The organism is Streptomyces sp. NPDC055025 (assembly GCF_053608565.1).
In genome coordinates this window covers 1-24,033 of record NZ_JBSGVS010000045.1, presented here as the reverse complement: position 1 = coordinate 24,033, position 24,033 = coordinate 1, and the positions used below count along the sequence as shown (strand labels likewise).

General features: G+C 70.8%; 23 protein-coding genes. 10 read left to right on the top strand and 13 right to left on the bottom strand.

What is annotated here, in order from left to right:
* Nucleotides 1-61 precede the first annotated feature (61 nt).
* On the bottom strand, nt 62-1,135 hold the full coding sequence (locus tag ACWGDX_RS25960) for a LysR family transcriptional regulator (protein WP_453629245.1): 1,074 nt from the start codon (nt 1,133-1,135) through the stop codon (nt 62-64).
* Between the two features lie 205 nt (nt 1,136-1,340).
* Between ACWGDX_RS25960 and snpA the strand changes: the two genes are divergently transcribed.
* Together snpA and ACWGDX_RS25950 are read left to right on the top strand one after the other, a co-directional pair.
* Nucleotides 1,341-2,003, top strand: a complete 663-nt coding sequence (snpA, locus tag ACWGDX_RS25955) for a snapalysin (protein ID WP_453629244.1) — start codon at nt 1,341-1,343, stop codon at nt 2,001-2,003.
* A gap of 117 nt (nt 2,004-2,120) precedes the next feature.
* Nucleotides 2,121-2,816 (top strand): hypothetical protein, encoded by a 696-nt coding sequence (locus ACWGDX_RS25950; RefSeq protein ID WP_453629242.1) that lies wholly within the window; start codon nt 2,121-2,123, stop codon nt 2,814-2,816.
* Between the two features lie 294 nt (nt 2,817-3,110).
* On the opposite strand, the gene ACWGDX_RS25945 is transcribed toward ACWGDX_RS25950, so the two are convergent.
* The 4 genes from ACWGDX_RS25945 to ACWGDX_RS25930 form a co-directional block, all read right to left on the bottom strand.
* The gene (locus tag ACWGDX_RS25945) at nt 3,111-3,557 is read right to left on the bottom strand and encodes a DUF6304 family protein (RefSeq protein ID WP_382863345.1); all 447 of its coding nucleotides are present in this window, start codon (nt 3,555-3,557) and stop codon (nt 3,111-3,113) included.
* Between the two features lie 269 nt (nt 3,558-3,826).
* On the bottom strand, nt 3,827-4,456 hold the full coding sequence (locus ACWGDX_RS25940) for a GNAT family N-acetyltransferase (protein WP_453629240.1): 630 nt from the start codon (nt 4,454-4,456) through the stop codon (nt 3,827-3,829).
* A gap of 81 nt (nt 4,457-4,537) precedes the next feature.
* Complete coding sequence (locus tag ACWGDX_RS25935; RefSeq protein WP_453629238.1) at nt 4,538-5,602, bottom strand: family 2 encapsulin nanocompartment cargo protein polyprenyl transferase; 1,065 nt, start codon at nt 5,600-5,602, stop codon at nt 4,538-4,540.
* 255 nt (nt 5,603-5,857) lie between these two features.
* Nucleotides 5,858-7,264, bottom strand: a complete 1,407-nt coding sequence (locus ACWGDX_RS25930; RefSeq protein WP_453629236.1) for a family 2B encapsulin nanocompartment shell protein — start codon at nt 7,262-7,264, stop codon at nt 5,858-5,860.
* 512 nt (nt 7,265-7,776) lie between these two features.
* On the opposite strand from ACWGDX_RS25930, the gene ACWGDX_RS25925 reads away from it, so the two are divergent.
* On the top strand, nt 7,777-8,367 hold the full coding sequence (locus tag ACWGDX_RS25925; RefSeq protein WP_453629234.1) for an N-acetylmuramoyl-L-alanine amidase: 591 nt from the start codon (nt 7,777-7,779) through the stop codon (nt 8,365-8,367).
* A 171-nt stretch (nt 8,368-8,538) separates the two neighbouring features.
* Nucleotides 8,539-9,570, top strand: coding sequence for a pyridoxal-phosphate dependent enzyme (locus ACWGDX_RS25920; protein WP_453629232.1), 1,032 nt, complete (start codon nt 8,539-8,541; stop codon nt 9,568-9,570).
* Between the two features lie 49 nt (nt 9,571-9,619).
* On the opposite strand, the gene ACWGDX_RS25915 is transcribed toward ACWGDX_RS25920, so the two are convergent.
* Both ACWGDX_RS25915 and ACWGDX_RS25910 read right to left on the bottom strand, forming a co-directional pair.
* The gene (locus ACWGDX_RS25915; protein ID WP_453629230.1) at nt 9,620-10,204 is read right to left on the bottom strand and encodes a TetR/AcrR family transcriptional regulator; all 585 of its coding nucleotides are present in this window, start codon (nt 10,202-10,204) and stop codon (nt 9,620-9,622) included.
* Between the two features lie 144 nt (nt 10,205-10,348).
* On the bottom strand, nt 10,349-11,956 hold the full coding sequence (locus ACWGDX_RS25910) for a Na+/H+ antiporter (protein WP_453629228.1): 1,608 nt from the start codon (nt 11,954-11,956) through the stop codon (nt 10,349-10,351).
* A 35-nt stretch (nt 11,957-11,991) separates the two neighbouring features.
* On the opposite strand from ACWGDX_RS25910, the gene ACWGDX_RS25905 reads away from it, so the two are divergent.
* The 3 genes from ACWGDX_RS25905 to ACWGDX_RS25895 all read left to right on the top strand — a co-directional run bounded on the left by ACWGDX_RS25905 (nt 11,992) and on the right by ACWGDX_RS25895 (nt 13,913).
* On the top strand, nt 11,992-12,252 hold the full coding sequence (locus tag ACWGDX_RS25905) for a UBP-type zinc finger domain-containing protein (RefSeq protein WP_453629226.1): 261 nt from the start codon (nt 11,992-11,994) through the stop codon (nt 12,250-12,252).
* 267 nt (nt 12,253-12,519) lie between these two features.
* On the top strand, nt 12,520-12,933 hold the full coding sequence (locus tag ACWGDX_RS25900) for an ATP-binding protein (RefSeq protein WP_066950067.1): 414 nt from the start codon (nt 12,520-12,522) through the stop codon (nt 12,931-12,933).
* Nucleotides 12,934-12,968: 35 nt separating this feature from the next.
* Entirely contained in the window at nt 12,969-13,913 is a 945-nt protein-coding gene (locus ACWGDX_RS25895; protein WP_363079689.1) for an RNA polymerase sigma factor SigF, read from the top strand.
* A gap of 133 nt (nt 13,914-14,046) precedes the next feature.
* Here the strand turns inward: ACWGDX_RS25895 and ACWGDX_RS25890 are convergent, their stop codons facing one another.
* On the bottom strand, nt 14,047-14,481 hold the full coding sequence (locus tag ACWGDX_RS25890; RefSeq protein ID WP_453629224.1) for a hypothetical protein: 435 nt from the start codon (nt 14,479-14,481) through the stop codon (nt 14,047-14,049).
* 147 nt (nt 14,482-14,628) lie between these two features.
* Between ACWGDX_RS25890 and ACWGDX_RS25885 the strand changes: the two genes are divergently transcribed.
* Nucleotides 14,629-15,597, top strand: coding sequence for a diacylglycerol/lipid kinase family protein (locus tag ACWGDX_RS25885; protein WP_453629222.1), 969 nt, complete (start codon nt 14,629-14,631; stop codon nt 15,595-15,597).
* Between the two features lie 316 nt (nt 15,598-15,913).
* On the top strand, nt 15,914-16,171 hold the full coding sequence (locus ACWGDX_RS25880; RefSeq protein WP_004937597.1) for a WhiB family transcriptional regulator: 258 nt from the start codon (nt 15,914-15,916) through the stop codon (nt 16,169-16,171).
* 252 nt (nt 16,172-16,423) lie between these two features.
* Here ACWGDX_RS25880 and ACWGDX_RS25875 read toward each other — a convergent pair whose 3' ends face one another.
* Together ACWGDX_RS25875 and ACWGDX_RS25870 are read right to left on the bottom strand one after the other, a co-directional pair.
* Entirely contained in the window at nt 16,424-17,929 is a 1,506-nt protein-coding gene (locus ACWGDX_RS25875; RefSeq protein ID WP_453629317.1) for a PAS domain-containing sensor histidine kinase, read from the bottom strand.
* Between the two features lie 433 nt (nt 17,930-18,362).
* Nucleotides 18,363-19,433 (bottom strand): SIS domain-containing protein, encoded by a 1,071-nt coding sequence (locus ACWGDX_RS25870; RefSeq protein ID WP_453629221.1) that lies wholly within the window; start codon nt 19,431-19,433, stop codon nt 18,363-18,365.
* A 159-nt stretch (nt 19,434-19,592) separates the two neighbouring features.
* On the opposite strand from ACWGDX_RS25870, the gene nagB reads away from it, so the two are divergent.
* Entirely contained in the window at nt 19,593-20,375 is a 783-nt protein-coding gene (gene nagB, locus ACWGDX_RS25865) for a glucosamine-6-phosphate deaminase (protein WP_453629220.1), read from the top strand.
* Nucleotides 20,376-20,513: 138 nt separating this feature from the next.
* Here nagB and ACWGDX_RS25860 read toward each other — a convergent pair whose 3' ends face one another.
* From ACWGDX_RS25860 to ACWGDX_RS25850, 3 genes are read right to left on the bottom strand one after another with little or no spacing between them, the layout of a single operon-like run.
* The gene (locus ACWGDX_RS25860; RefSeq protein ID WP_453629218.1) at nt 20,514-22,046 is read right to left on the bottom strand and encodes a glycoside hydrolase family 3 protein; all 1,533 of its coding nucleotides are present in this window, start codon (nt 22,044-22,046) and stop codon (nt 20,514-20,516) included.
* A gap of 7 nt (nt 22,047-22,053) precedes the next feature.
* Nucleotides 22,054-22,971 carry a carbohydrate ABC transporter permease gene (locus ACWGDX_RS25855; protein ID WP_453629216.1) on the bottom strand — a complete coding sequence of 306 codons (918 nt, stop codon included), beginning with the start codon at nt 22,969-22,971 and terminating at the stop codon, nt 22,054-22,056.
* Complete coding sequence (locus tag ACWGDX_RS25850) at nt 22,968-23,963, bottom strand: carbohydrate ABC transporter permease (protein ID WP_453629214.1); 996 nt, start codon at nt 23,961-23,963, stop codon at nt 22,968-22,970. Before ACWGDX_RS25850 ends, ACWGDX_RS25855 begins: the two co-directional genes overlap by 4 nt.
* Nucleotides 23,964-24,033: the final 70 nt, after the last annotated feature.

Below are 24,033 nucleotides of genomic sequence, written 5' to 3'. Positions count from 1 at the left end.
CCCCGCCTCGCGGTACCACGGCAGGCTTCCCCCGCAGCGAACTCCTCCGCCAGGCGCCGCCTCAGGCCGCCGGAGCGTGCAGGAGCGGGCTCTTGTTGCGGGTCAGCCAGAGACGGTAGTCGGCCGCTCCCAGGGCGGCCTCGCGGTAGGCCTCCTCCAGATCGCGGAAGACCTCCGCGCCGATGGACAGCCGCCCGGTGCCCAGGGCTCCGGGATCGTGGCCGGGGCCCAGGTCGGGGTTCGGGCCGCGGTCGAGGTCGGGGCCTGGACCGGTCTCCCGGGGCGCCGGTCCGTCCTCCCCGCCCGTCGCCGGACGCGAGAAGAGCAGCAGCCGCACCGCCAGCGGGTCGTCCCTCAGGGGTCTTATCACCATGTCCTCGCGCGGGCGCGAGGTGGGCTGGCAGGGCGCCACCGCCTCGCCGACCGCGATGAGTGACGCGGCCGTCAGGTAATCCCCGTGCAGGACGGGCGGGTTGAGTCCGGCCGCGCCCAGCACCCGGCGCAGCCCGTCCCATTCACCGTCCACCGTGGGATCGACCATCCAGCGGTCCCCCGCGAGATCGGCGAGTTCCACCACCGGGCTGGCCGCCGCCGGATGGTCGCGGGCCATGGAGATGAACTGCGGTTCCCGCTCGACCAGTACCCGCCTCTCCAGCCCCTCCGGGACATTGAGCGGGCAGCCCTCCACCTCGTGCACGAAGGCCACATCGAGCTGCCCCGCCGCGACCGTCCGCAGCAGCGCGTTGGCCGAGACATCCATCTGGAGCGAGATGTCCGTGCCCGGCAGCCGCTGTCTGAGCCGGCGCAGCCAGCCCACCAGCGCTCGGCTCGCGGTGGATCCGATCCGCAGCCGCGGACCGCCCGTCAGACCGGCCGCCGCCCGCGCCTCGGCGACCAGCGCGGCCATCCCGGAGACCAGCGGCCGGGCCCGGCTCACCACGGAACGGCCCAGCGGGGTGGGCCGGCAGCCGGTGCGCTCACGCGAGAACAGCTCGGCGCCCAGGGAGTTCTCGATACGCCGCAGCTGGGTCGTCAGGGACGGCTGGCTCATCCCCAGCTGCCGTGCCGCCTTGTGCAGACTGCCGGTGTCGGCAATGGCGCACAGGGCACGCAAGTGCCTCACCTCCAGCTCCATGTCCCAGAGGGTAGAGCCGCCTCATGAGCCGCACCAGGTGTCCAAATCGCAGTAATTGGCAGCGCATTCACTGAAAGGCGGCCAGGGTGATGCGCTGGTGCTATCGGGAATTGACATCATCCGCCGGGCGCCCGGCTCCCCGAGACTCTCCCGTGCCGAACCCGTTCACCGAACCCGTTCACCGGACGAGTAGGGAGCCCCCCACATGAAGCACCCCAAGACGGCGATTTCCGCGATCTGCGGAATTGGTCTGGCATTCGCGACCGCGTTCAGTGTCGCACCCACGGCCACCGCCGCCGACGCCGCCACCACCGCACCCGCGGCCGCCGGTTCGTACGCCGCCTACGCCGGCTCGAAGGCGGAGGCCGCCGCCAACAAGGCGTTCTTCGACGCCGTGCTGAAGTCCGTGGCCGAAAAGCGCGCCGCGAACCCGGGCGTACAGGCCGTCACCGTGGTCTACAACGCGTCGAACGCGCCGAGCTTCGCCAGTCAGATAGCCAGCAGCACATCGATCTGGAACAGCGCCGTCAGCAATGTGAAGCTCCAGTCGGGCAGCAATGCCGATTTCGCGTACTACGAGGGAAATGACTCGCGCGGCTCGTACGCGAGCACCGACGGTCATGGCCGGGGTTATATCTTCCTGGACTACCGGCAGAACCAGCAGTACAACTCCACCCGTGTCACCGCGCACGAGACCGGGCACGTCCTCGGCCTCCCGGACCACTACTCCGGTCCGTGCAGCGAGCTGATGTCGGGTGGCGGCCCCGGCACGTCCTGCCAGAACTCCCAGCCGAACGCCGCCGAGCGCGCCCGGGTGAACCAGCTCTGGGTGAACGGCCTCGCCGCCGCCCTCGCCAAGGTTTCCTGACCTCGGCCCCCGACCTCCCCCCACGGGCAGGACCGAAGTACAGAACGGCTCGACAGGGGCGCCCCGAACCGCACCAAGGGGCGCCCCTTCCCCCGTTCCCCTTGGTAACGTCTCTCGGTGGACTTCAGTACGGACACCGGCGCGTCGCCGGACGACGAGTTCGGCCGGGGCATCGAGGGCGATTTCGAAACGCATGTGACGGTACGGGCCGACCGGCCGGACACGATCGCGTCGCTCGGTGCGTGGGCGGCGGCCCACGGCCTCAAACTCACCCATATCGTTCTGGACCGCGGCCGCACCCCCTCCCAGCCGATGCTCACCCTGCACGGCACGGGCAGCCTCGACGAGCAGCGCCGGGCGGCCGAGCAGTGCGTGGAGCGTCTGGCGCGGGCCGGATTCACCGTCGTACGGACGAAAATAGAGGCGGCGCCCTGGAACGCGGGCGTACCGCAGACCGACGCGGAGGCGGCGACGCTCCCGGCGCACTGCCACTTCGAGCACCACATCAAGTTACGGCTGCCGATCCCCTACGACACCAAGCGGCTCACCGCGGTCGTCGAGGGGCACTCCGCGCATATCTCGCGCAATGCCCGGCGGGTGCTGCCGGGCGGGGTCCAGGAACGCTTCGTCACCCAGCGCGCGCGTGGGGTCGGCCGGCCGGTGGCGCGTGCCCGGCTGGACGCGCTCCTCGACCAACTCATCGCGGCCGGTTTCCAGCCCGTCGACATCGAGGAGGAATTCGTCCTCCACGACGACAACCCGGCCGTGGACGGTGGCTGGATCGAGGAGTCGGCTGCCCCGTCGGGCGGTTGACGGACGGCGGCGCAAGGGGCCGGGGTCCTTGGCGCGTTGGGTGCCGGACGGCGGGTCCTCGGAGCGTTGGGTGCCGGACGCCGGACGAACCGGCCGCCCGCCCCATCAGGCCCGCCCCATCGGAGTGGTCCCATCGGGGCCCCATCGGGGTGGCCCCATCAGTGGTCCGCCGAGCCGGGTCCCACCGGGCTCGGCGCGTCTCGTCCGCCGGGACCGGTTCGCCGACGCGCCGGCCGCGCGCCGCACGCGCCGGGCCGGCCGTCATGGCCTCGTCCTCGAAGAGACCTCACACCATCAGGCCGCCCCCACCAGCGACTTGCCGCCCAGTTCCATACCGGCCGGAAGCTGACGCCGGATACGGTCGAGCGCCTCCTCGAACCCGCCCCCGGCGATACCCGACGCATAGGCCGCCCCGCCGAAGTGCAGAGTGAGACTGAGGTCCGGTCCCCGGCCGCCCGAGGACTCGGCGCCGCGCTCGCCGAGCGCCAGCAGACAGCTCAGCGTGGCCTGCTGGACCGCGCCCTCCGAGGTGACGGGCAGCGGGATGTCCCACTCCATGACGCACGACGCCAGAGCCTCGCCCGCCCCTACCGCTTCCAGCGCGGCGAAATCCGCTCCTTCGTACTCGACTCCCCTTATTCGGGTGCGCACTTGCCGCCCACCCGCGGTGAGGGTGATCGCTTCCGCCCCCTGGCGGTCCCGGTACCAACCCGCCCATGTGTCCGTCGACTCCGCTGTCATGGCGCGGACTGTAGCGCTAGCGGATCTTCCCTCGCAGCACGGGTCACCGCTTCCTGTCGTACTTCCGGACAAGTAAACCGTTCCCGAAAGTCCGCGCCCTCTCCGGTACGAGCGTGCCGACGGCGAAAACCGGCCGCGGACTCCGACTGCCCGGCCGGGCCCGGTGTCCGGCCACTCCCCCGGCGTTCGGCCGCCCTGCCCAGGGGGTCAACGGTCCCGCCCAGGGGCTCGACCGTCCCGACCAGGGGCTCAGCCACTCCGCCCGGCTCTCAGCCGCCCCGCGGCTCGCGCCACATCGGCCACATATGCGGTCCGCCGGGCAGATCGACCGTGGTCCCCATGAAGGCGAAACCGAGCCGTTCGTACAGCCTGCGGCTGCGCTCGCTGCTCGCCTCCAGATAGACCGCCACGCCGTCCCGGTCACAGCGCTCCAGCACCGGCGCGATCAGTGACCGGCCCAGACCGCGCCCCTGGTGCTCCGGAGACACCGCGATCATCATCAGATACTCGTGCGCCCGGTCGTGCGGATGGATCACACCCGTCAACCGGCCGACCAGCTCGGCGCGCTCATTGTCCGGATCGGCCGTCTCCCGCATCAGGGCCGGAGTGTCGTCCTCCCCCTCGGGCATGCCCGCCGGCACATGGAGCCAGAGGGCCATGGCCGTCTCGTCCTCCATGATGTCGACCCGCCCATGGGCGAGCGCGATATCGGCGAACACCCCGAGGAAGAGACCGTGCACCTGGTGACGACGGGCCGCGTCGGGAAAGACCCAGCAGCTCACCGGGTCGTCATCGAAGGCCTGTTCGAGCAGCCGTACGAGGGTCGCCCGGTCGCTCTGCCCCGCCTGTCTGATCCCGCTCCCGGCGCTCCCGGCGCTCCCGGCGCTTTCCGTGCCCATCCCGCGGCCCTCCTCGTGGATCGCCGACTCACCGACCGTCAGTCCGACGCTGCGATCCTAGAGTTGGGCCGCACGGCCCGCTCAGCGGGTACGGCGCGTGACGAACTCCGCCAGAGCCAGCAGGTCGCCCGCCGCCGTCAGATCGGGGACCGCCCGCGAGAGCTGGTGGACCGCCCTGGACATCCGGTCCGCCGCCTGCTGCTGCGCCCAGTCGCGCCCGCCCGCCCGCTCGACGGCGGAGGCCGCGCGCCGGACCGCGTCGGCGTCCATCGGCCCCCGGTACAGCTCGGCCAGTTCCCCGGCGGCCGGGGTGCCCGAGGACAGGGCCGCGACCACCGGCAGGGACTTCTTGTGGGCCACCAGATCGGCACCGGCCGGTTTGCCCGTACGGTCGGGGTCGCCCCAGATCCCGATCAGATCGTCGATCAGCTGGAAGGCGAGACCCGCCTCCCGGCCGAAGGTGTCGAGCGCGGCGACCTGCTCCGCCCCCGCGCCCGCGTACAGCGCGCCCAGGGCACATGAGGTGCCCAGCAGGGCGCCCGTCTTGGCGGTCGCCATCGCGACGCACTCGTCCAGCGAGACATCGTGCGGATCGCGCCGCTCGAAGGCGCAGTCCGCCTGCTGGCCCGCGCACAGCTCGATGACACAGGCCGCGAGCCGGGCCGCGGCGGCGCCCGACGCCGGATGCGGGTCCTCGGCGACCAGCCGCAGGGCGAGGGCCATCATGGCGTCGCCCGCGACGATGGCGTCCGGTGTGCCGAACACCTTCCAGGCGGTGGCACGGTGCCGTCTGGTCGGGTCCTCGTCGATCACGTCGTCGTGGAGCAGGGTGAAATTGTGGGCCAGTTCCACGGCGACAGCCGCCCGTACGGCCTGCTCCGGGTCGCCGCCCAGCGAGCGGGTGGCGGCGAGGACGAGCGCCGGTCTGATCGACTTGCCCGCCCTGCCCGAGGCCGGGGTGCCGTCGGCGTGTTCCCAGCCGAAGTGGTACATCGCGATCCGGCGCAGTGGGACGGGCAACGACTCGACGGTGGAACGCAGTTCGGGATGGACGGCGGTGCGGGTGCGCTCCAGGAGAGCGACGGCCTCCTGGCCCTCGGTCGCGGCGTCCGCGCCGCTCTCGACGGTGGCATCCGTGCTGGTCATGGTCACGGTCACTTCCTCTGCGGCCTATGGGGGACGGGGGCGGGGGCGGTACGGGACCGGGGCGACCGGGGGTGGCGCGGGGCGCCGGTGCCCGGAGCCCGGGTGGTCGGGGCCCCGGGTGGGCCCGGCCCGGGTGGGCGGTGGACCGGCCCGGGTGGACCCCGGTGGGCCGGCCGTACGGTTCGTCCGTACCGCCGGCCCGGTGGACCGGCCGTACCGTTCGTCCGTGCCGCCGGCCCACCCGGGACCGTCACCTCACTTCCAGCGCCCCACCTCCACGTTCTCCAGCACGCCCACGGCGTCGGGCACCAGAATCGCGGCCGAGTAGTAGGCCGTGACCAGGTACGAGATGATCGCCTGCTCGTCGATGCCCATGAAGCGGACCGACAGACTGGGCTCGATCTCGTCCGGGATACCGCTCTGCTGGAGCCCGACGACTCCCTGCTCGGCCTCGCCCGTACGCATACAGATGATCGAGGTCGTCCGGGCGTCGGAGATCGGGATCTTGTTCGATGGGAAGATCGGCACACCGCGCCACGCGGGCACATGGTGGCCCGCGACCTCCACGCTGTCCGGATAGATCCCCCGCTTGTTGCACTCGCGCCCGAAGGCGGCGATGGCGCGCGGGTGCGCGAGGAAGAGCTTCGAGCCCCGGCGGCGCGAGAGCAGCTCGTCCATGTCGTCCGGGCTGGGTCCGCCGTCGTGCGGCTGGAGCCGCTGTCCGTAGTCGCAGTTGTTCAGCAGACCGAACTCGCGATTGTTGATCAGCTCGTGCTCCTGGCGCTCGCGCAGCGCCTCGACCGTGAGCCGCAACTGCTGCTCGGTCTGGTTCATCGGCTGGTTGTAGAGATCGGCGACCCTGCTGTGGACCTTCAGCACCGTCTGCGCGACGCTCAGCTCGTACTCGCGCGGTGACGCGTCGTAGTCCACGAAGGTGTGCGGCACGACCGCCTCGCCGACATGCCCGGCGGACAGATCGATCTCGGCCTCGCCGTACTTGTTCGTCCGCTGGTGCGGTACGAAGGCCAGCGATGCCAGATGGCCGCTGAGCGAGTCCGCGCGCTCGGCGAGGTTCAGCACGTCGGCCCTGCTCAGCACCAGGACGGTGCACGCGGTCGCCGCGCGCGCCGTGTATCCCCAGGTGGCCTCCCCGTCCACCAGGGCCTGATCGCCGAAGTACGCGCCGTCGGCGAGCACTTCGAGCACCGCCTCGTCGCCGTACGGGCCCGTGCCCACCTTCTCGACCCTGCCGTGCGCCAGGAGAAAGACCTTGTCCGCCGAGCCGCCCGCCGCCGCCAGCACCTCGCCCGCCTCGAACTCCCGCTGTTCGCAACGGCGTGCCAGCTCGGTGAGCGCCTCTTCGTCGCCATACCCACGCAGCGCCGGCAGCTCCCCCAGTTCGGCGGGGATGACCGTGACCCGGTCTCCGGTCTGTACGAAGGTCACCCGTCCGTCACCGACGGCGTAGCTGAGTCGGCGGTTCACCCGATAGGTGCCGCCCTGCACCTGGACCCACGGCAACATCCGCAGCAGCCACCGTGAGGTGATCTCCTGCATCTGCGGTACCGACTTGGTGGTGGTCGCCAGGTTCCGGGCGGCGTCCGTTCCCAGACTCTGCTGGGGCGGCGGCTGCACTGCGCGGACCTCGTCACCAACCGACATGAAGTCTCCCTCTCGATCATGAGCTGACCTGCAAGCAGAAAGCTTCCAGCACGGGGAGTGCGCGCGCCATTACACAAACGAGTGGGACTGGATCACTCGCCACGGGGCAGAACACACCGAATTTCATCCCGACGGCCCAGCGCGGCGTCCCTTCACCGTCCGTCCGCGCCGGGAAGCGTCTCCCGCGAGGTCGCGTACGACATCCCGTACGACATCCCGCTCTCCCGCCTGTACGACGACTCGCCCCCGAGCACACCGACAGCGCGTCGACAGCGCATCGGCAGCGCGTCGGCAGCGCGTCGGCAGCACACCGAATACCCAGCCCGCGACTCCCGCGACACCGCTCCATGTCCGGATCGGCTCGCACACCGTGCGAACGGCTCGTAGCGCCGCGGACCTTCGGGTAGCAAGCCGCGGTACGAGACATTCCGTCCACCGGAAGCCCATCTGCCGACAGGTCACCCGTCTCCAGGTCAACCACCAACAGCTCGCCCATCAGAAGGGAGTCGGCCATGGCCCGACCCATGTCCGCAGGACGTTTTCTCGACGCGCTCACCAACGAGGGCCTCACGGTCGTCGAAGTCGACGACTGGCGTACCCACAACCGGGACCACAAGGGCCCCTGGGGCCCGGTCCACGGCGTGATGATCCATCACACCGTCACCCGGGGCACCGACGCCACCGTACGGCTCTGCAAGAACGGCCACTCCGCCCTGCCGGGGCCGCTCTGCCACGGTGTGATCGCGAAGGACGGCTCCGTCCATCTCGTCGGCTACGGCCGGGTCAATCACGCGGGCCTCGGCGATGTCGAAGTGCTGCGGGCCGTGATCGCGGAGAAACGGCTGCCCCCGGACAACGAGGCCAACACCGACGGCAACCGCTACTTCTACGGCTTCGAGTGCGAGAACCTGGGCGACGGCGAGGACCCGTGGCCCTCCGAGCAGTTGGAGGCCATCGAGAGGACCGCGGCGGCCGTCTGCCGGCACCACGGCTGGACCGCCGCGTCGGTCATCGGGCATCTGGAGTGGCAGCCGGGCAAGGTCGATCCCCGGGGCTTCACGATGGCGTCGCTGCGCGCCCGCGTCCGGGACCGCCTCAAGTGAGGTCCGCGTCCGCGTGGGGCCCGCGTCCGCATGGGGGCCGGTCCCGCACGGGGCCCGCATCCGCATGAGGTCAGGCCCGCATGAGGCCGGGTCCCGCATGAGCGCCGCGTCCCGTAGGAGACCCGCAGCTCCTGTGCGGCCCGATCCGGCCGTGGGCCGGACAATGGCGGGGTGACCTCCTACGAAGCGCTCGACCCCGGAGCCCTGCGGCCACGGCTTCCGTCGCCGCTGCGGCCGGCCGAGGACGAGCGCTTCGCCCGGCACGGCGTACGGCTGCTCCTCAAGCGCGACGATCTGATCCACCCCGAGCTGGTGGGCAACAAGTGGCGCAAGCTGATGCCCAATCTGCGGACGGCCGCCGAGGACGGCCGGCGGACCCTCGTCACCTTCGGCGGCGCGTACTCCAACCATCTGCGCGCGACGGCGGCGGCCGGGCGGCTGCTGGGCTTCGACACCGTGGGGGTCGTACGGGGCGAGGAACTGGCGGGCCGGCCGTTGAATCCGTCGCTCGCCCGGTGCGCGGCCGACGGGATGCGGCTCTGTTTCATGGACCGCGCGGCCTACCGCCGCAAGGGCGAACCCCCGGTCGTCGGCGCCCTTCTCGCACGGGAGGGGCTCGATCCCCGCGCCGTGCATGTCATTCCCGAGGGCGGCAGCAACGAGCTCGCCGTACGGGGCTGCGTGGAACTCGGCCGGGAGCTGCGCGGTGCGGCCGGGACCGTCGCCGTCGCCTGCGGGACCGGCGGCACGCTGGCGGGGCTCGCCGCCGGGCTCGGCGCCGGACAGCGGGCGCTGGGGTTCCCGGTCCTCAGGGGCGGCTTCCTGGGCCGGGAGATACGGGACCTCCAGCGCGCCGCGTTCGGCGGCCCCGCCGGGGAGTGGGGGCTGGACGACCGCTTCCACTTCGGCGGTTTCGCCCGTGTCCCCCCGGAGCTCGACGCGTTCGCCCAGGACTTCGAGGACCGGCACGGGCTCGCGGTGGAACGTCTCTATGTCGCCAAAATGCTGTATGGACTCACGGCCCTGGCGGAGGAGGGTCTCTTCGCACCCGGCACGACGGTGGCCGCCGTCATCACAGGCGGCCCGGAGCCTCGCGAACCGCACGAGCCGCATGCGCCACGGGAGCCGCACAATCCGCGCGAACCGCATGAGCCGCGCGCGCCGCACGCGCCGCACGCGCCGCCGAAGGGCCGGAACGCCTGAGCGCCATTCGTCGGACAAGCCCCAGCCCCCGGAGGCCAGCCCCCGGAAGCTAGCCCCCCGAAACGGTCGCCGGCATGCCGTAGCGGAGGCCGTCGACGACCAGGTCGAGCAGCCGCGCGGCGCGCGCCTCGCCCTCCTCGCCGGGGGCGACCCGCCACAGGAAGCCCAGCACCAGCAGCACATCGTCCGGGGCGGTGCCGGGCCGGATCGCGCCGTCGTCCTCGCAGGCGCGCAGCAGCGAGGTGAGGGCCCCGATGACCAGGTCGTAGGCCTCGCCGGCCAGCGCCTCGTCGGTGAGGGCGTGCAACACGTCCGACAGACCGTGCTTGACCCGGCCGTAGTGCGCCAGCCGGTCGAACCACCGCCGCAGGGACTCCAACGGCGTGTGCTCCGCGAGCAGTTCGGGTGCGTAGGCCCCGAGCCGCTCCACCTCGTGCCGGTAGACCGCCATGATCAGGGTCTCGCGGGTGGGGAAATGCCGGTAGAGCGTCCCCGGGCCGACACCGGCCCGCTTGGCGATGGAGTTCAGTGACGCGTCGCTGGAGGCCGCGAACGCGTCCCGCGCCACCTCGACGATACGGGCGCGGTTCTGCCGCGCGTCCGCCCGCACGGGCTCGTTCCGCTGCTCGGCCATGCCGTCTCCCAGCCCTCTCGTCCCTCTCGTCGGGGACCACGCGGGTCCGCCTGCCTGCCGGAGACCTCTCCGGCCAAGTAGAGCACATCCTGTTACGCGCGCGGCCTGCGCGGATCCGGTACCGCCCGGTGTACGGCACACCGGTCAGGTGCCGTCCGCGCCGTCCTCCCGGTACGCCGCCGCCTCCTCCAGGTCCAGTCTGCGCAGCAGCGTCCGCATCATCTCGTCGTCGATACGGCGCCGGTCCCGCAGCTCCACGAAGACCGCCCGCTCCGCCTCGATCATCTCTCCCGACAACCGCCGGTAGGTCTCGTCCGCCGACTCCCCGGTCACCGCGTTGACCGCCCCGAGCCGCTCCCACACCGCGTTGCGGCGGCGCGCCAGGACCGCGCGCAGCCGCTCCGCCAGCGGCTCGGGCAGCGCGTTGCGCTCGTCGGCCAGCAGTTCGTCGAGCCGTCGCTCCGCCGCCGCGGACGCCTCGCTCTGCGCCTGCGCCTCAGCCAGGGTCTCCGCCTGGCGGTCGCGGCCCGGCAGTCTCAGCACCCGGATCAGCACCGGCAGGGTGAGCCCCTGCACGACCAGGGTGCCGATCACCGTCGTGAAGGTCAGGAACAGCACCAGATTGCGCCCGGGGAAGGGCCGGTCGTCGTCCAGCGTCAGCGGGATGGAGAAGGCGATCGCCAGCGACACCACCCCGCGCATACCCGCCCAGCCGACGATCAGCGGCGCGGTCCAGTTGGTCTCCGGCTCGCGCTCCTTGATCCGCCGGAACATCGCGCGCGGCAGGAAGGTCGCCGGATAGACCCAGATGAACCGGACCACCACCACCGCCACGAAGACCCCGGCCGCGTAGAGGAGCGACTCCCCGACCCCGTACGTCCCGAGCCCCTCCAGTACGAACGGCAGCTGAAGCCCGATCAGGGCGAAGACCGCCGACTCCAGGACGAACGCGACCATCTTCCACACCGCGTGCTCCTGGAGCCTGGTCGCGAAGTCCACCTGCCAGGACCGGTGTCCCAGATACAGCGCGACCACCACGACGGCGAGCACGCCCGACGCGCCCACCTGTTCGGCCAGCGCGTAGGCGACGAAGGGGATCAGCAGCGAGAGGGTGTTCTGGAGGAGGGCCTCCCTGAGATGCGTACGCAGCCAGTGCAGCGGCACCATCAGCAGCAGTCCGACACCGATCCCGCCGAGCGACGCCAGCGCGAACTCCCGCAGCCCGCCCGCCCAGGTCGCGCCCGCGCCGGCCGCCGCGACCAGCGCCACCTTGAACGCGGTGATCGCGGTGGCGTCGTTCACCAGCGACTCACCCTGGAGGATGGTGGTGATCCGGCTCGGCAGCCGCAGTCTGCGGGCGATGGCCGTGGCCGCCACGGCGTCCGGCGGCGCGATCACCGCGCCCAGCACCAGGGCCGCGGTCAACGGCAGATCGGGCACCAGCAGATAGGCGAGCCAGCCCACCGCGACCGTGGCGAAGAGGACATAGCCGACCGAGAGCAGGGCGACGGGTCTGATGTTCGCCCGCAGATCGAGATACGAACTGTCCACCGCGGCCGTGTACAGCAGGGGCGGCAGCAGCAGTGGCAGCACGATGTGCGGATCGAGTGTGTAGGTGGGCACACCGGGCACGTACGAGGCGATCAGTCCCGCCGCCACCAGCAGCAGCGGTGCCGCCACGGGTGTCCTGCGCGCGGCACCGGCGATCGCCGCGCTGCCCGCCACCAGTGCCACCAGGGGCAATACGTCCATCCCACCGTCCTCACACGCGTCGTAACCTGGTCATCATGAGTGAGTGCCCCCATGTTGCGGAACTTCCGCGTCCCGAGCCCGCCCCGCGGGGTGAGACCTGCGCGGAGTGCCTCGCGGTCGGCAGCCACCCCGTTCAGCTGCGGCTCTGCCTGGTCTGCGGACAGGTCGGATGCTGCGATTCCTCCCCTTATCAGCACGCCACAGCACACTTCAAGGAAACGGGTCACGCGGTGATGCGGAGCTTCGAACCCGGCGAGAGCTGGCGCTGGTGCTATGCCGACGGTGCGATCGTCTGAGCCTACGGTTCGATCGTCCGGCGGCTGGGTACGTCAACCCTCCCCCGGTTGCTCGCAATTGAGCATCGCAGACCTCTAGCCACTTTCTGTGTTCATGTGCTTACCATGAGTGACAGTCGTCGGACGGGGGTCCCCGGCGACACGGCACCACGGAATCGCGATAGCGTCGCCAGTCCAGACCGGCTACGTACCGACTACGTACCGCGAGGCTTCGGGACATCCCCCGTTCCGGAGCCCTGAAGAGCTTGTGCCACCTTGGAGGTGAGGGTGTCCCAGATCGCAGGCGAGCCCGGGACCCAGGACTTCGTGGAAGTCCGGCTGCCCGCTGCGGGTGCCTACCTGTCCGTGCTGCGTACGGCCACGGCCGGCCTCGCGGCGCGCTTGGACTTCACCCTCGACGAGATCGAGGACCTGCGTATCGCGGTGGACGAGGCCTGCGCGATCCTGCTTCAGCAGGCCGTACCGGGCTCCGTTCTGAGCTGCGTCTTCCGTCTCGTGGAGGACGCGCTCGAAGTGACCGTCTCGGCCCCCACCACGGACGGACGCGCGCCGGAGCGCGACACCTTCGCCTGGACGGTGCTCTCGGCGCTGGCCGGCAAGGTCGACTCGACGGTGGCGGAGGACCGTACGGTCACCATCAGCCTCTACAAACAGCGCGGCGCGGGACCCGGGCCGGCGTGAGGAACGGGGACGGTCCGGTGCGTGACGAGGGGCGCATCCCACGGGAACCGCGGGGAGGGCACGAAGCTTCCGAGGAGCTGGTGCTCGCCCCCGCGGGCATCCCGGAGCAGCAGGCCCGTCCCCACCCGGAGGACGGACTTGACGGCCACACGGCCGCGGCGGAGCAGGCGCAGGCAGAGCGGGCGGCCTTTATGAGCGAGCAGCACAACGAGAAGCACCACGATCCACATGACCGCAGCGGTGCGCGGGCGATGTTCGTCGAGCTGCGCGAGCTGCCCGACGGCTCGCCCGAGCGGGCCGACCTCAGAAACCAGCTCGTGCGGATGCATCTGCCGCTGGTCGAGCATCTGGCGAGACGGTTCCGCAACCGCGGCGAGCCGCTGGACGATCTGACACAGGTCGCGACCATCGGCCTGATCAAGTCGGTGGACCGGTTCGATCCGGAGCGCGGTGTCGAGTTCTCGACATACGCGACACCGACGGTGGTCGGGGAGATCAAGCGGCACTTCCGGGACAAGGGCTGGGCGGTGCGGGTGCCGCGCCGGCTCCAGGAGCTGCGGCTCTCCCTGACGACGGCCACGGCCGAACTCTCCCAGCAGCACGGCCGTTCGCCCACGGTCCATGAGCTGGCGGAGCGGCTCGGCATCTCGGAGGAAGAGGTCCTGGAGGGGCTGGAGTCCGCCAACGCGTACTCCACACTGTCGCTGGACGTCCCGGACACGGACGACGAGTCCCCGGCGGTGGCGGACACACTGGGCGCGGAGGACGAGGCACTGGAGGGTGTCGAGTACCGCGAGTCGCTCAAGCCGCTGCTGGAGGATCTGCCCCCGAGAGAGAAGCGGATTCTGCTGCTCCGCTTCTTCGGCAATATGACCCAGTCGCAGATCGCGCAGGAGGTCGGCATCTCCCAGATGCATGTCTCGCGGCTGCTGGCCCGCACCCTGGCACAGCTTCGCGAACGGCTGCTGGTGGAGGAGTGAGCGGCCGCCAGGAGTGAGCCGGCGCCAGGAGTGAGTCACCGCCAGGAGTGAGCGGCCGGCGGCGAAGGAGCCGGTGAAGGGGCAGAGGCGTTACGGGAGGACGGTACGGGCCCCGGCGCGCGGGACGCGCTGTTCAGGCGTCGCGGGCCGGGCCACGGATACCGAGCGCTTCCGTGGTCGTCGGGTTGACGATCAGGACCAGACCCGTCACGGCGACCACCGCGAGCGCGATCCCGGCCGGGATCAGTCCGCCCGAGGCACGCAGCAGCGTCCAGGCGACGGGCAGCGCCATGATCTGGGTGATCAGCGCCGGGCCCCGGCTCCAGCCCCGGCGCAGCAGCAGTCCCCGGGCGGCGAGCAGCGGAATGGCACCGAGCACGATCAGGGTGATACCGCCCATCTCCGCCTGCTGGGGACTGTCGGGCCGGCCGAGCACACCCATCACCAGCAGATACACACCGCCGACGACCAGCGCGAGGGCTTCGAGCCCGCAGACGGCCGCCGCCGCGGTCAGGCGCGCGGGGCGGGGGGACGGCGCGGGGGCGGTGGTCTCTTCACTGCTGCTCACCCTTGCAGGGTAACCACAGCCCCTGCGGGCACCGCCCGGCAGGCCCGTACGGGCACCCCGGGCCGCCCGGCCGGGCTCCGCCGGACCCCGCCAGGCCCCGGCGTCCCGGAGGCGACCCTCCCGCGCCCGGCCGGTAATCTGCTGGGCATGCGCGCACTCCTTGTGGTCAATCCGGCAGCAACCACCACCAGTGCACGCACCCGCGATGTCCTCATGCACGCGCTCGCCAGTGAGATGAAGCTGGAAGTGGTGACCACGGAATACCGTGGACACGCTCGTGACCTGGGCAGACGCGCCGCGGACTCGGACGATGTCGAGCTGGTCGTCGCCCTCGGCGGGGACGGCACGGTCAACGAGGTCGTGAACGGTCTGCTCCACAACGGTCCGGATCCGGACCGGCTGCCGCGGCTCGCGGTGGTCCCCGGCGGCTCGACCAATGTGTTCGCCCGCGCGCTCGGGCTGCCCAATGACGCGGTGGAGGCGACGGGCGCGATCCTGGACGCGCTGGCCCTCCGTAGCGAACGTACGGTCGGTCTGGGACTGGCGGCCGGCACACCGGGGACGGCGGACGAGGCGGTGCCGTCCCGCTGGTTCACCTTCTGCGCGGGATTCGGTTTCGACGCCGGGGTGATCGGCCGGGTCGAACAGCAGCGGGAACGCGGAAAGCGTTCGACACACGCCCTCTATGTGCGGCAGGTCGTACGGCAGTTCCTGGAGGAGCCGCACCGCAGACAGGGGCTCATCACCCTGGAACGCCCCGGCGCGGACCCGGTCGAGGATCTCGTGCTGTCCATAGTCTGCAACACCGCGCCCTGGACCTACCTGGGCAATCGCCCGCTGTACGCCTCTCCCGAGGCGTCCTTCGACGCGGCCCTGGACATCCTCGGGCTGACCAGATTGTCGACAACGGCGGTGGCGAGATATGCCACGCAATTGCTCACATCGAGCCCCGATCGGGGACCTCATGGACGGCATGCGGTGTCTCTTCATGATCTGACCGACTTCACCTTGCATTCCAAGGCACCCCTCCCCCTGCAGATGGACGGAGACCACCTCGGGCTCCGTACGAGCGTGACGTTCACAGGCGTACGCCGTGCACTGCGTGTGATTGTGTGAGTGGAAGGGCCCAAACTCCTTCCACTCGAACGTTTAGCCTGGGATCCACCCCATGGAAGTACGGCTGTGACCTAGTCGACACCGAGGAATCAAAAAAAACTTTCCAGAAGGGGTTGTATCCGCCGCCGAGGTTTGCGAATCTCTACTTGGCGATCGGGACGGCCCGCAACATCGGCCTCCCTGAGAACCAGAACCCCTCCTCATTCCAAGGACCACACCAGCCCGTCTGGCGGTCGGCCCTTCCCTTGTCGAGGGATTCGTGAAAGCGTTCACATTCACAAGCAATCTGCACGTAATACCAAGAGAGGTAGCAGCCATGGACTGGCGTCACAACGCCGTTTGCCGCGAGGAAGACCCCGAGCTGTTCTTCCCCATCGGCAACACCGGTCCTGCGCTGCTGCAGATCGAGGAAGCCAAGGCCGTCTGCCGTCGCTGCCCCGTCATGGAGCAGTGCCTGCAGTGGGCGCTCGAGTCCGGCCAGGACTCGGGTGTCTGGGGTGGCCTCAGTGAGGACGAGCGCCGTGCTATGAAGCGCCGCGCCGCTCGCAACCGGGCGCGTAACGCGACCGCCTGAAGCACCCCGCACGAGCCTGAGCCCGGCGGAGCGTACAGCGAGTACGCATAGCCCCGCCCCCGAACCGCAGCGCGCAGTACCCCCCGATGCGCATCAGACAGTGAGCTTCGAGCCGAGCCCCGGACCGTCACCACGGTCCGGGGCTCGCTGCTGTTCGCGTCAACTCACCGCCGTATGCGTCAACACGGCGCCGCACACACCATCCGTACGGCTATATCTCGTGCGGGTGCTTTCCCGTGCGGCCCCGTGCGGCTACTTCTGCGGCTCCACCGGAATGTCCAGCACCACGCGCGTACCGCGCACCGGCGCCGGCACCATGTCGAAACCGCCGCCCAACTCACCTTCCACCAGCGTCCGTACGATCTGGAGCCCCAGATTGCCGCCCCGGCGCGGATCGAATCCCTCGGGCAGACCGCGTCCGTCGTCCTGGACGGTGATCAGCAGCCGGGTGTCCGAACGGGGGCCGTCCCCCCGTTTCTTGGCCGGTTCCCCGCCCCGGGTGCCGCTGCGGACGACCGAGACATCGACCCGGCCCTGCTCCCCCGGCTCGAAGGCGTGTTCAAGGGCGTTCTGGAGAATCTCGGTGAGCACCATCGAGAGCGGGGTGGCCACCTCGGCGTCGAGAATGCCGAACCGGCCGGTGCGGCGGCAGATGATCGTGCCCGGTGAGATCTCGGCGACCATCGCCAGCACCCGGTCCGCGATCTCGTCGAACTCCACCCGCTCGTCCAGATTCTGGGACAGCGTCTCATGGACGATCGCGATCGAGCCGACGCGCCGTACGGCCTCGTCGAGGGCCTCGCGGCCCTGGGGCGAATCCATTCGCCGGGCCTGGAGACGGAGCAGCGCGGCGACGGTCTGGAGGTTGTTCTTCACCCGGTGGTGGATCTCCCGGATGGTGGCGTCCTTGGTGATCAACTCACGCTCGCGGCGCCGGAGTTCCGTGACGTCCCGGAGCAGCACCAGCGAGCCGATCCGGGTGCCCTTGGGCTTGAGCGGGATCGCGCGGAGCTGGATGACCCCGCCGCTGCCCTCGACCTCGGTCTCACGAGGCGCGTAGCCGCTGGCGAGTTTGACCATCGCCTCGTCCACCGGGCCACGGGCCGGAGCCAGTTCGTCGGTGGTCCTGCCGAGGTGGTGGCCGACCAGATCGGAGGCGAGTCCCAGCCGGTGGTACGCGGAGAGGGCGTTGGGGCTGGCGTACTGGACGACCCCCTCGGCGTCGAGCCGGATCAGTCCGTCACCCACCCGTGGCGAGGCGTCCATGTCGACCTGCTGGCCGGGGAAGGGAAAGGATCCGGCGGCGATCATCTGGGCCAGATCGGAGGCGGACTGGAGATAGGTCAGCTCCAGCCGGCTGGGCGTGCGGACCGTGAGCAGATTCGTGTTGCGCGCGATGACACCGAGGACCCGGCCCTCACGCCGTACGGGGATGGACTCGACCCGTACGGGCACCTCCTCGCGCCACTCGGGGTCGCCCTCCCTGACGATGCGCCCCTCGTCCAGCGCCGCGTCCAGCAGCGGTCTGCGGCCCCGGGGGACGAGATGGCCGACCATGTCGTCCTGGTAGGAGGTGGGTCCGGTGTTGGGGCGCATCTGGGCCACGGAGACATAGCGGGTGCCGTCCCGGGTGGGCACCCAGAGGACGAGATCCGCGAAGGAGAGATCGGAGAGGAGCTGCCACTCCGAGACCAGCAGATGCAGCCACTCGAGGTCGGACTCACTGAGGGCCGTGTGCTGTCGTACGAGGTCGTTCATGGAGGGCACACAGGCGAGCGTACCCGCGCGGCGGGAACCGGTACGCACCGTGGTCTGTCGCGAACGGCCGCCGGGAAATAGGCTCGGCGTACGCATGGACAGCGAAGAATGGTCTAGTCCACAATAACGCTATAGAGCCTCCACCCTCCCCGCACAGGAGGGTGGACCGAGGTACCGGCGCTCTCTGCCCTGACTGCGGCGGAACCTCTCCCACGGCCGGACGGGACCGCACACCCGTCGGCCGGGCAACTCCGGGCTGCGGTGCCGGACGGGTTGAGGGTCCCGTCGCGGCGCCGCGGCCCGCGGGTGAGCGGCCGGCCGGCCGACGCCTTCCCCGTTCCCGGCCCGTACGTCTCCGCTCCCGCCCGCGCCTTCCCGCCCGTACGTTCCCGCCCGCACGTCTCCGTTCCCGACCGCGCGTCCTCGTCCCCCGTCAGTGTGTCTCCGTGACCTTCGCGAGGGCCCGGGGAGCGTCCGGGTCCTGGCCCCTGGCGAGGGTGATCTCGTACGCCAGGAGCTGGAGCGGAAGAATCTCCAGGATCGGCTGGAGCTCCTCCGGGACCCCGTCCGTGGGGAGCGCGAAGCCCGCCGACGCCGTCTCCACCTCCGCCGCCGGGCCGACCACGAACAGATCGGCGCCCCGGCCGCGCAGCCGTTCCAGCACCGGCCTCAGGGCCTCGCCGCCCTTGCCGTCGGGGACGACGGCGATCACCGGGGAGATGTTGTCGACCATCGCCAGCGGGCCGTGCAGCAGATCCGCGCCGGAGTACGCGAGCGCGGGGATGTAGCTGGTCTCCATCAGCTTCAGGGCCGCCTCCCTGGCCGTCGGATAGCCGTATCCCCGGGAGGTGATGACCATCCGTTCGGCGAAGCGGTAGCGGGAGGCGAGCGTCCGTACCTCGTCCCCGCGGGCGAGGATCCGCTCGGCGAGATCCGGCAGGACACCGGCCGCCGCGCCGTCACCGCCGCCGAGGCCCTCGACGAGGAGATAGAGCGCGAGCAGCGAGGCCGTGTACGTCTTGGTGGCGGGGAGCGCACGCTCCGGGCCCGCCAGGACGTCGACATGGAACTCGGACACGGCGGCCAGGGGCGAGTCCGGGCTGTTGGTGACCGCGAGGGTGACCGCGCCGGCGTCCCGGGCCGCCCGGGTGGAGGCCACCAGATCCGGCGAGCCGCCCGACTGGCTGACGGTGACGGCCAGCACATCGGTGAGGTCCGGCCGGGCGCCGTACGCCGTCGTGGTGGACATGGAGGCCAGCCCGCAGGGCAGGCCGCGCCGGATCTCCAGCAGATACTTCGCGTAGAGCGCCGCGTGGTCCGACGTACCGCGGGCGGTGAGCAGCACGAAGCGCGGGCTCCTCGCCGCGATCGCCGCCGCCACCTCGCGGATCCGGGGCATGCCGTCGCGCAGGACGCGCCGGAGCACCGCGGGCTGCTCCGCCATCTCGCCGGACATGATCCGGCCCGGCGGCTCGCCCTCCTCGGCCGGGAGCACGGCTGGCATGGTGGTCTCTCCCCTTGCTCGAAGACGTCCTCCGGCTCAGTCGACCACGGGGTTCCCGGGCCCCGCCAGCCGGACCCCGGAGATTCCCCGTACGGCGGGGCGCCTCTGCTAGATTGGTCTATACCACATCGGATACACCATCAGATCGGCAGGCCCAGCGTGGAAGTTGTCATCGTCCAGGACGCGACGGCGGGCGGCGAACTCATCGCGGAGAGCATCGCCGCCCTGCTGCGCCGCAAGCGCGACGCCCTGCTGGGCGTGGCCACCGGTTCGACCCCCCTGCCCGTCTACCGGGCCCTGACGGCCAAGGTCCGCTCCGGCGCCGTGGACGCCTCGGCCGCGCGGATCGCCCAGCTCGACGAGTACGTGGGGCTGCCGGCCGGACATCCCGAGTCGTACCGCTCGGTCGTGCTGCGCGAGGTGGTCGAGCCGCTGGGCCTGCCGGAGAGCGCCTTCCTGGGCCCCGACGGCGGCGCCGAGGACGTCCAGGCGGCGTGCGAGGCGTACGACCGCGCGCTCGCCGAGGCCGGCGGGGTGGACCTCCAGCTCCTCGGTATCGGCACGGACGGGCACATAGGGTTCAACGAGCCCTGCTCCTCACTCGCCTCACGCACCCGGATCAAGACGCTCACCCGCCGGACGAGAGCGGACAACGCGCGCTTCTTCGACAGCCCCGACGAGGTGCCGCACCACGTCATCACCCAGGGCATCGGCACGATCCTGGAGGCCCGCCATCTGGTGCTGCTCGCCACCGGCGAGGGCAAGGCGGAGGCGGTGGCACAGGCCGTCGAGGGCCCGCTCGCCGCGGTGGTGCCCGCCTCAGCGCTCCAGCTCCACCCCCACGCCACGGTGGTCGTCGATGAGGCCGCCGCGTCCAAGCTCAAGCTCGCCGACTACTTCCGTGACACCTTCGCCGCGAAGCCGGGCTGGCAGGGCATCTGACCCGCCTCCGCCGGCCGGTGGACACGACGGTGCCGGGCCGCCCCCGCGAGGGGTGGCCCGGCACCGTCACCTCCGTCGCGGCCGGGGCGTCCTCACCGGCGGCGACTCGTTCCTCCTGGCCCGCGTCCCGGTCCCGCGTCAGGCCTCCCGGCCCGCGATGACCTCCGCCGCGGCCTGTCCGCACACCCGCGCGGCGCCATAGGTCGCGATATGCAGGGCTCCCCTGGGCTCCGCCTCGTTCAGGCCCATCTCCACCACGACCGTCTCGGGACGGACGGCGAGCAGGGCGTCCAGGGCCTCGGCCATCCACGGGTGCCGGTGGACATCGCGCACGACGGCGACGACCGTACGGTCACCCGCGGCCGCGAGCACCCGCGCGACCAGCGCGTCCGTGTCCGTACCCGCGATACCGGCGCCGCTGTACGAGACCGTCTCCGTACCGGGAAGCAGCCGCTCCAGCTCCGCCGCGACACCCCACGGGGTCTCGTCCCCGACGGCGATGTTCGCGACGGGGGTGAAGGCGGCGACGAGCGGCGCGGTGTCGAGCGGCTTCGCCGTTCCCGTCATCCGCAGCGCGCGGCGGGCCGCCACCAGACCGATCGGGGTGCCGGGCGCGGTCCCCTCCTGTGAATCCGCGCCCGGCCCCGAAGCCCCCCTGGCCCGACGCGTCCAGTCGGCGAGACCGCGCACACGCGCGGCGGCGTCGGCCAGTCGCTCCTCGGGCAGATCACCGTTCCGTACCGCCGCGACCAGGGCGTCGCGCAGCCGCAGTACGGTGTCCTCGTCCGCCAGGCCGCCGCCGACACAGATGGCGTCGGCGCCCGCGGCGATCGCGAGGACGGAGCCGCGCTCGATTCCGTACGTCGCGGCGATGGCCTGCATCTCCATGCCGTCGGTGACGATCAGTCCCTCGAAGCCCAGCTCCTCGCGGAGCAGACCGGTGAGGATCTGCGGGCTGAGGGTCGCCGGGCGGTTCGGGTCGAGCGCGGGAAGCAGGATATGCGCGCTCATGACGCATTTGGAACCCGAGGCGATCGCTTCCTGGAAAGGCAGCAGGTCACGGGCGTGCACCGTGTCCAGATCCACATCGATACGGGGCATCGCGTGATGCGAGTCGACGGCGGTGTCGCCATGGCCGGGGAAGTGCTTGGTGCAGGCGGCGACCCCGGCGCTCTGGAGGCCCTCGACATACGCGGCGGTGTGCCGGGCCACCAGCGCCGGATCGGCGCCGAAGGACCGTACCCCGATCACCGGATTGTCACGGTTGGAGTTGACGTCCGCGGAGGGGGCCCAGTTGAGGTTGACCCCGCACTCGGCGAGCCGGCGGCCCAGCTCCCGGGCGACGGCCCGGGTCAGATCGGTGTCGTCGACGGCGCCGAGGGCGTGGTTCCCGGGGAAGGAGGAGCCGTGTCTGACCTCCAGCCGGGTAACATCGCCGCCCTCCTCGTCGATCGCGACGAGGACGTCGTCCCGGGCGCCCCGGAGCTGCGCGGTGAGCGCGGCGAGCTGGTCAGGCGAGGAGATGTTGCGGCCGAAGAGTCCGACGGAGGTGAGGCCCTCGCCGATGCGCCGCAGCAGCCACGCCGGGGCGGTGGTGCCGAGGAAGCCGGGCTGGAGGACGGCGAGGGCGTCGCGGGTGAGGGTGTCCGTACTGCTTACGAGCGTGGTCATCGGCCGATCAACCCTTCACTGCGCCGGAGGTGAGGCCGGTCGCCATGTACTTCTGCACGAGCAGGAAGAAGGCCACGACCGGGATGGCGATCAGGGTCGAGGAGGCCATCAGGGCCCCGTAGTCGATGCCGCGCGAGGTGGTGAAGTTCATCAGCCACACGTTGAGCGTGTACTTGTCGTTGTCCTGGAGGACGACATAGGCGAGGAGGTACTCGTTCCACGCCGTGATCAGGGAGAAGATCGCCGCGGCGGCGAGACCGGGGGCGAGCAGCGGGAAGGTCACCCGCCAGAAGGCGCCCATCCGGCTGCATCCGTCGACCATCGCGGACTCCTCCAGCTCCGGCGGGATGTTGATGACGAAGCCGCGGATCATCCAGGTCGCGAAGGGCAGGGTCGAGACGAGATAGATGACGATGACGCCCCAGTACTCGTTCAGCCCGCCCAGGTCGTTGAGCTGGATGTAGATGGGGATCAGCATCGCCGTCGGCGGCAGGAGCTGGACGGTCAGCAGCACGATCATGAAGAACTTGCGGCCGCGGAAGCGGAACCGGCCGATGGCGAAGGCGGCGATGGTGGCGAGCAGCATGCCGCCGAGGACCGCGACACCGCAGACGATCAGGCTGGACTGGATGGCGGTACCGAAGTTCGGCTGGTTCACCGCCCGGTGGAAGTTGTCGAAGGTGATCGACGAGGGCCAGAGGGTCTGGTCGTAGCTGCGGATCTCATGGTTGGGCCGCAGCGAGCTGATGACCAGCCAGTAGACCGGGAAGGCCATGAAGACGAAGACGACCAGGCCGACGAGGTTGTAGCCGAGCCGGTTCTTCTTGCGGTCCGGGCGCAGGACCTGGGGCCGGTCCTGCGAACCGGCCGGAGAGCCGGCCCGGGGGGCGGCCGGGCGGGTGGCCTGGGGGGCGGAGGCGCTCATTCGACCTCTCCGATCTTGAGCAGCTGGCGCAGGTAGTACACGGCGACGCCGGAGAGCAGCAGGACCGTGATGAGGGAAATGGCCGCGCCCTGGCTGAACGAGTTGGACTCGAATGCCTTCTCGAACGAGTAGATGCCGAGGACCGTGTACTCCGGCTCGGGCTTGTTGCCGCGGATCAGGAAGATCTGGCCGAAGACATTGAAGTCCCACAGTACGGACAGGGTGGCCACCATCTGGAAGACCGGCTTGATGACCGGCCAGGTGACATAGCGGAAGACTCCCCGCACACCCGCTCCGTCGAGAGACGCGGCCTCCTCCAGCTCCCGGGGGACCTGGGTCAGCGCCGCGTAGAGCGTGACGGCGACGAAGGGGATGGCGCCCCAGACGACGACCGCGCCGATGATCAGGAAGCCCTGTACGGGGTCGAGGAACCAGTTGTGGCCCTGGGCGTCCACTCCGAGGTACTTGGTGAGCACCATGTTCAGTACGCCGTAGTCGGAGTCGGCGAACCAGCGGAAGATGGAGGTCGCCACCAGCAGGGGCATCGACCAGGCGGCGACCAGCGCGGCCGTGAGGAGCAGCCGCGCCCAGGTGTCCATGCGCTGCATCACCATGGCGATACCGAGGCCGATGACCATGGTGGTCACCACACAGACCACCATGAAGATGACGGTCCGCCAGACGATCGCCCAGAACTCACCGTCGCCGAGGATATTGGTGAACTGGTCGAAGCCCACCCAGGGAGCGGGCTCCCCGGTCCACAGTTCGCGCCGGCCGACATCCTGGAAGGACATGATGACCGTCTTGACCAGTGGCCAGGCGAAGACGGCGGCGATCGCGACGAACGCGGGTGCTATCAGAAGGTACGGCAGCAGCGCGCCCGCCTTGCGCGGTCTGCGCGGCACGCCCTTGGGCGGCTGAGAGCCGCTGCCTTCGGTGACCCGCGCCACGGTTACCGGAGGATCGGCTGCTTTCATGTCGGCGGCACTCACTGTGCTTGCCTTCCGTTCGGACCTGGTACCGGAGAGCGGGGGGTGGGGGGGGGGGCCCGGGCCCCCCCCC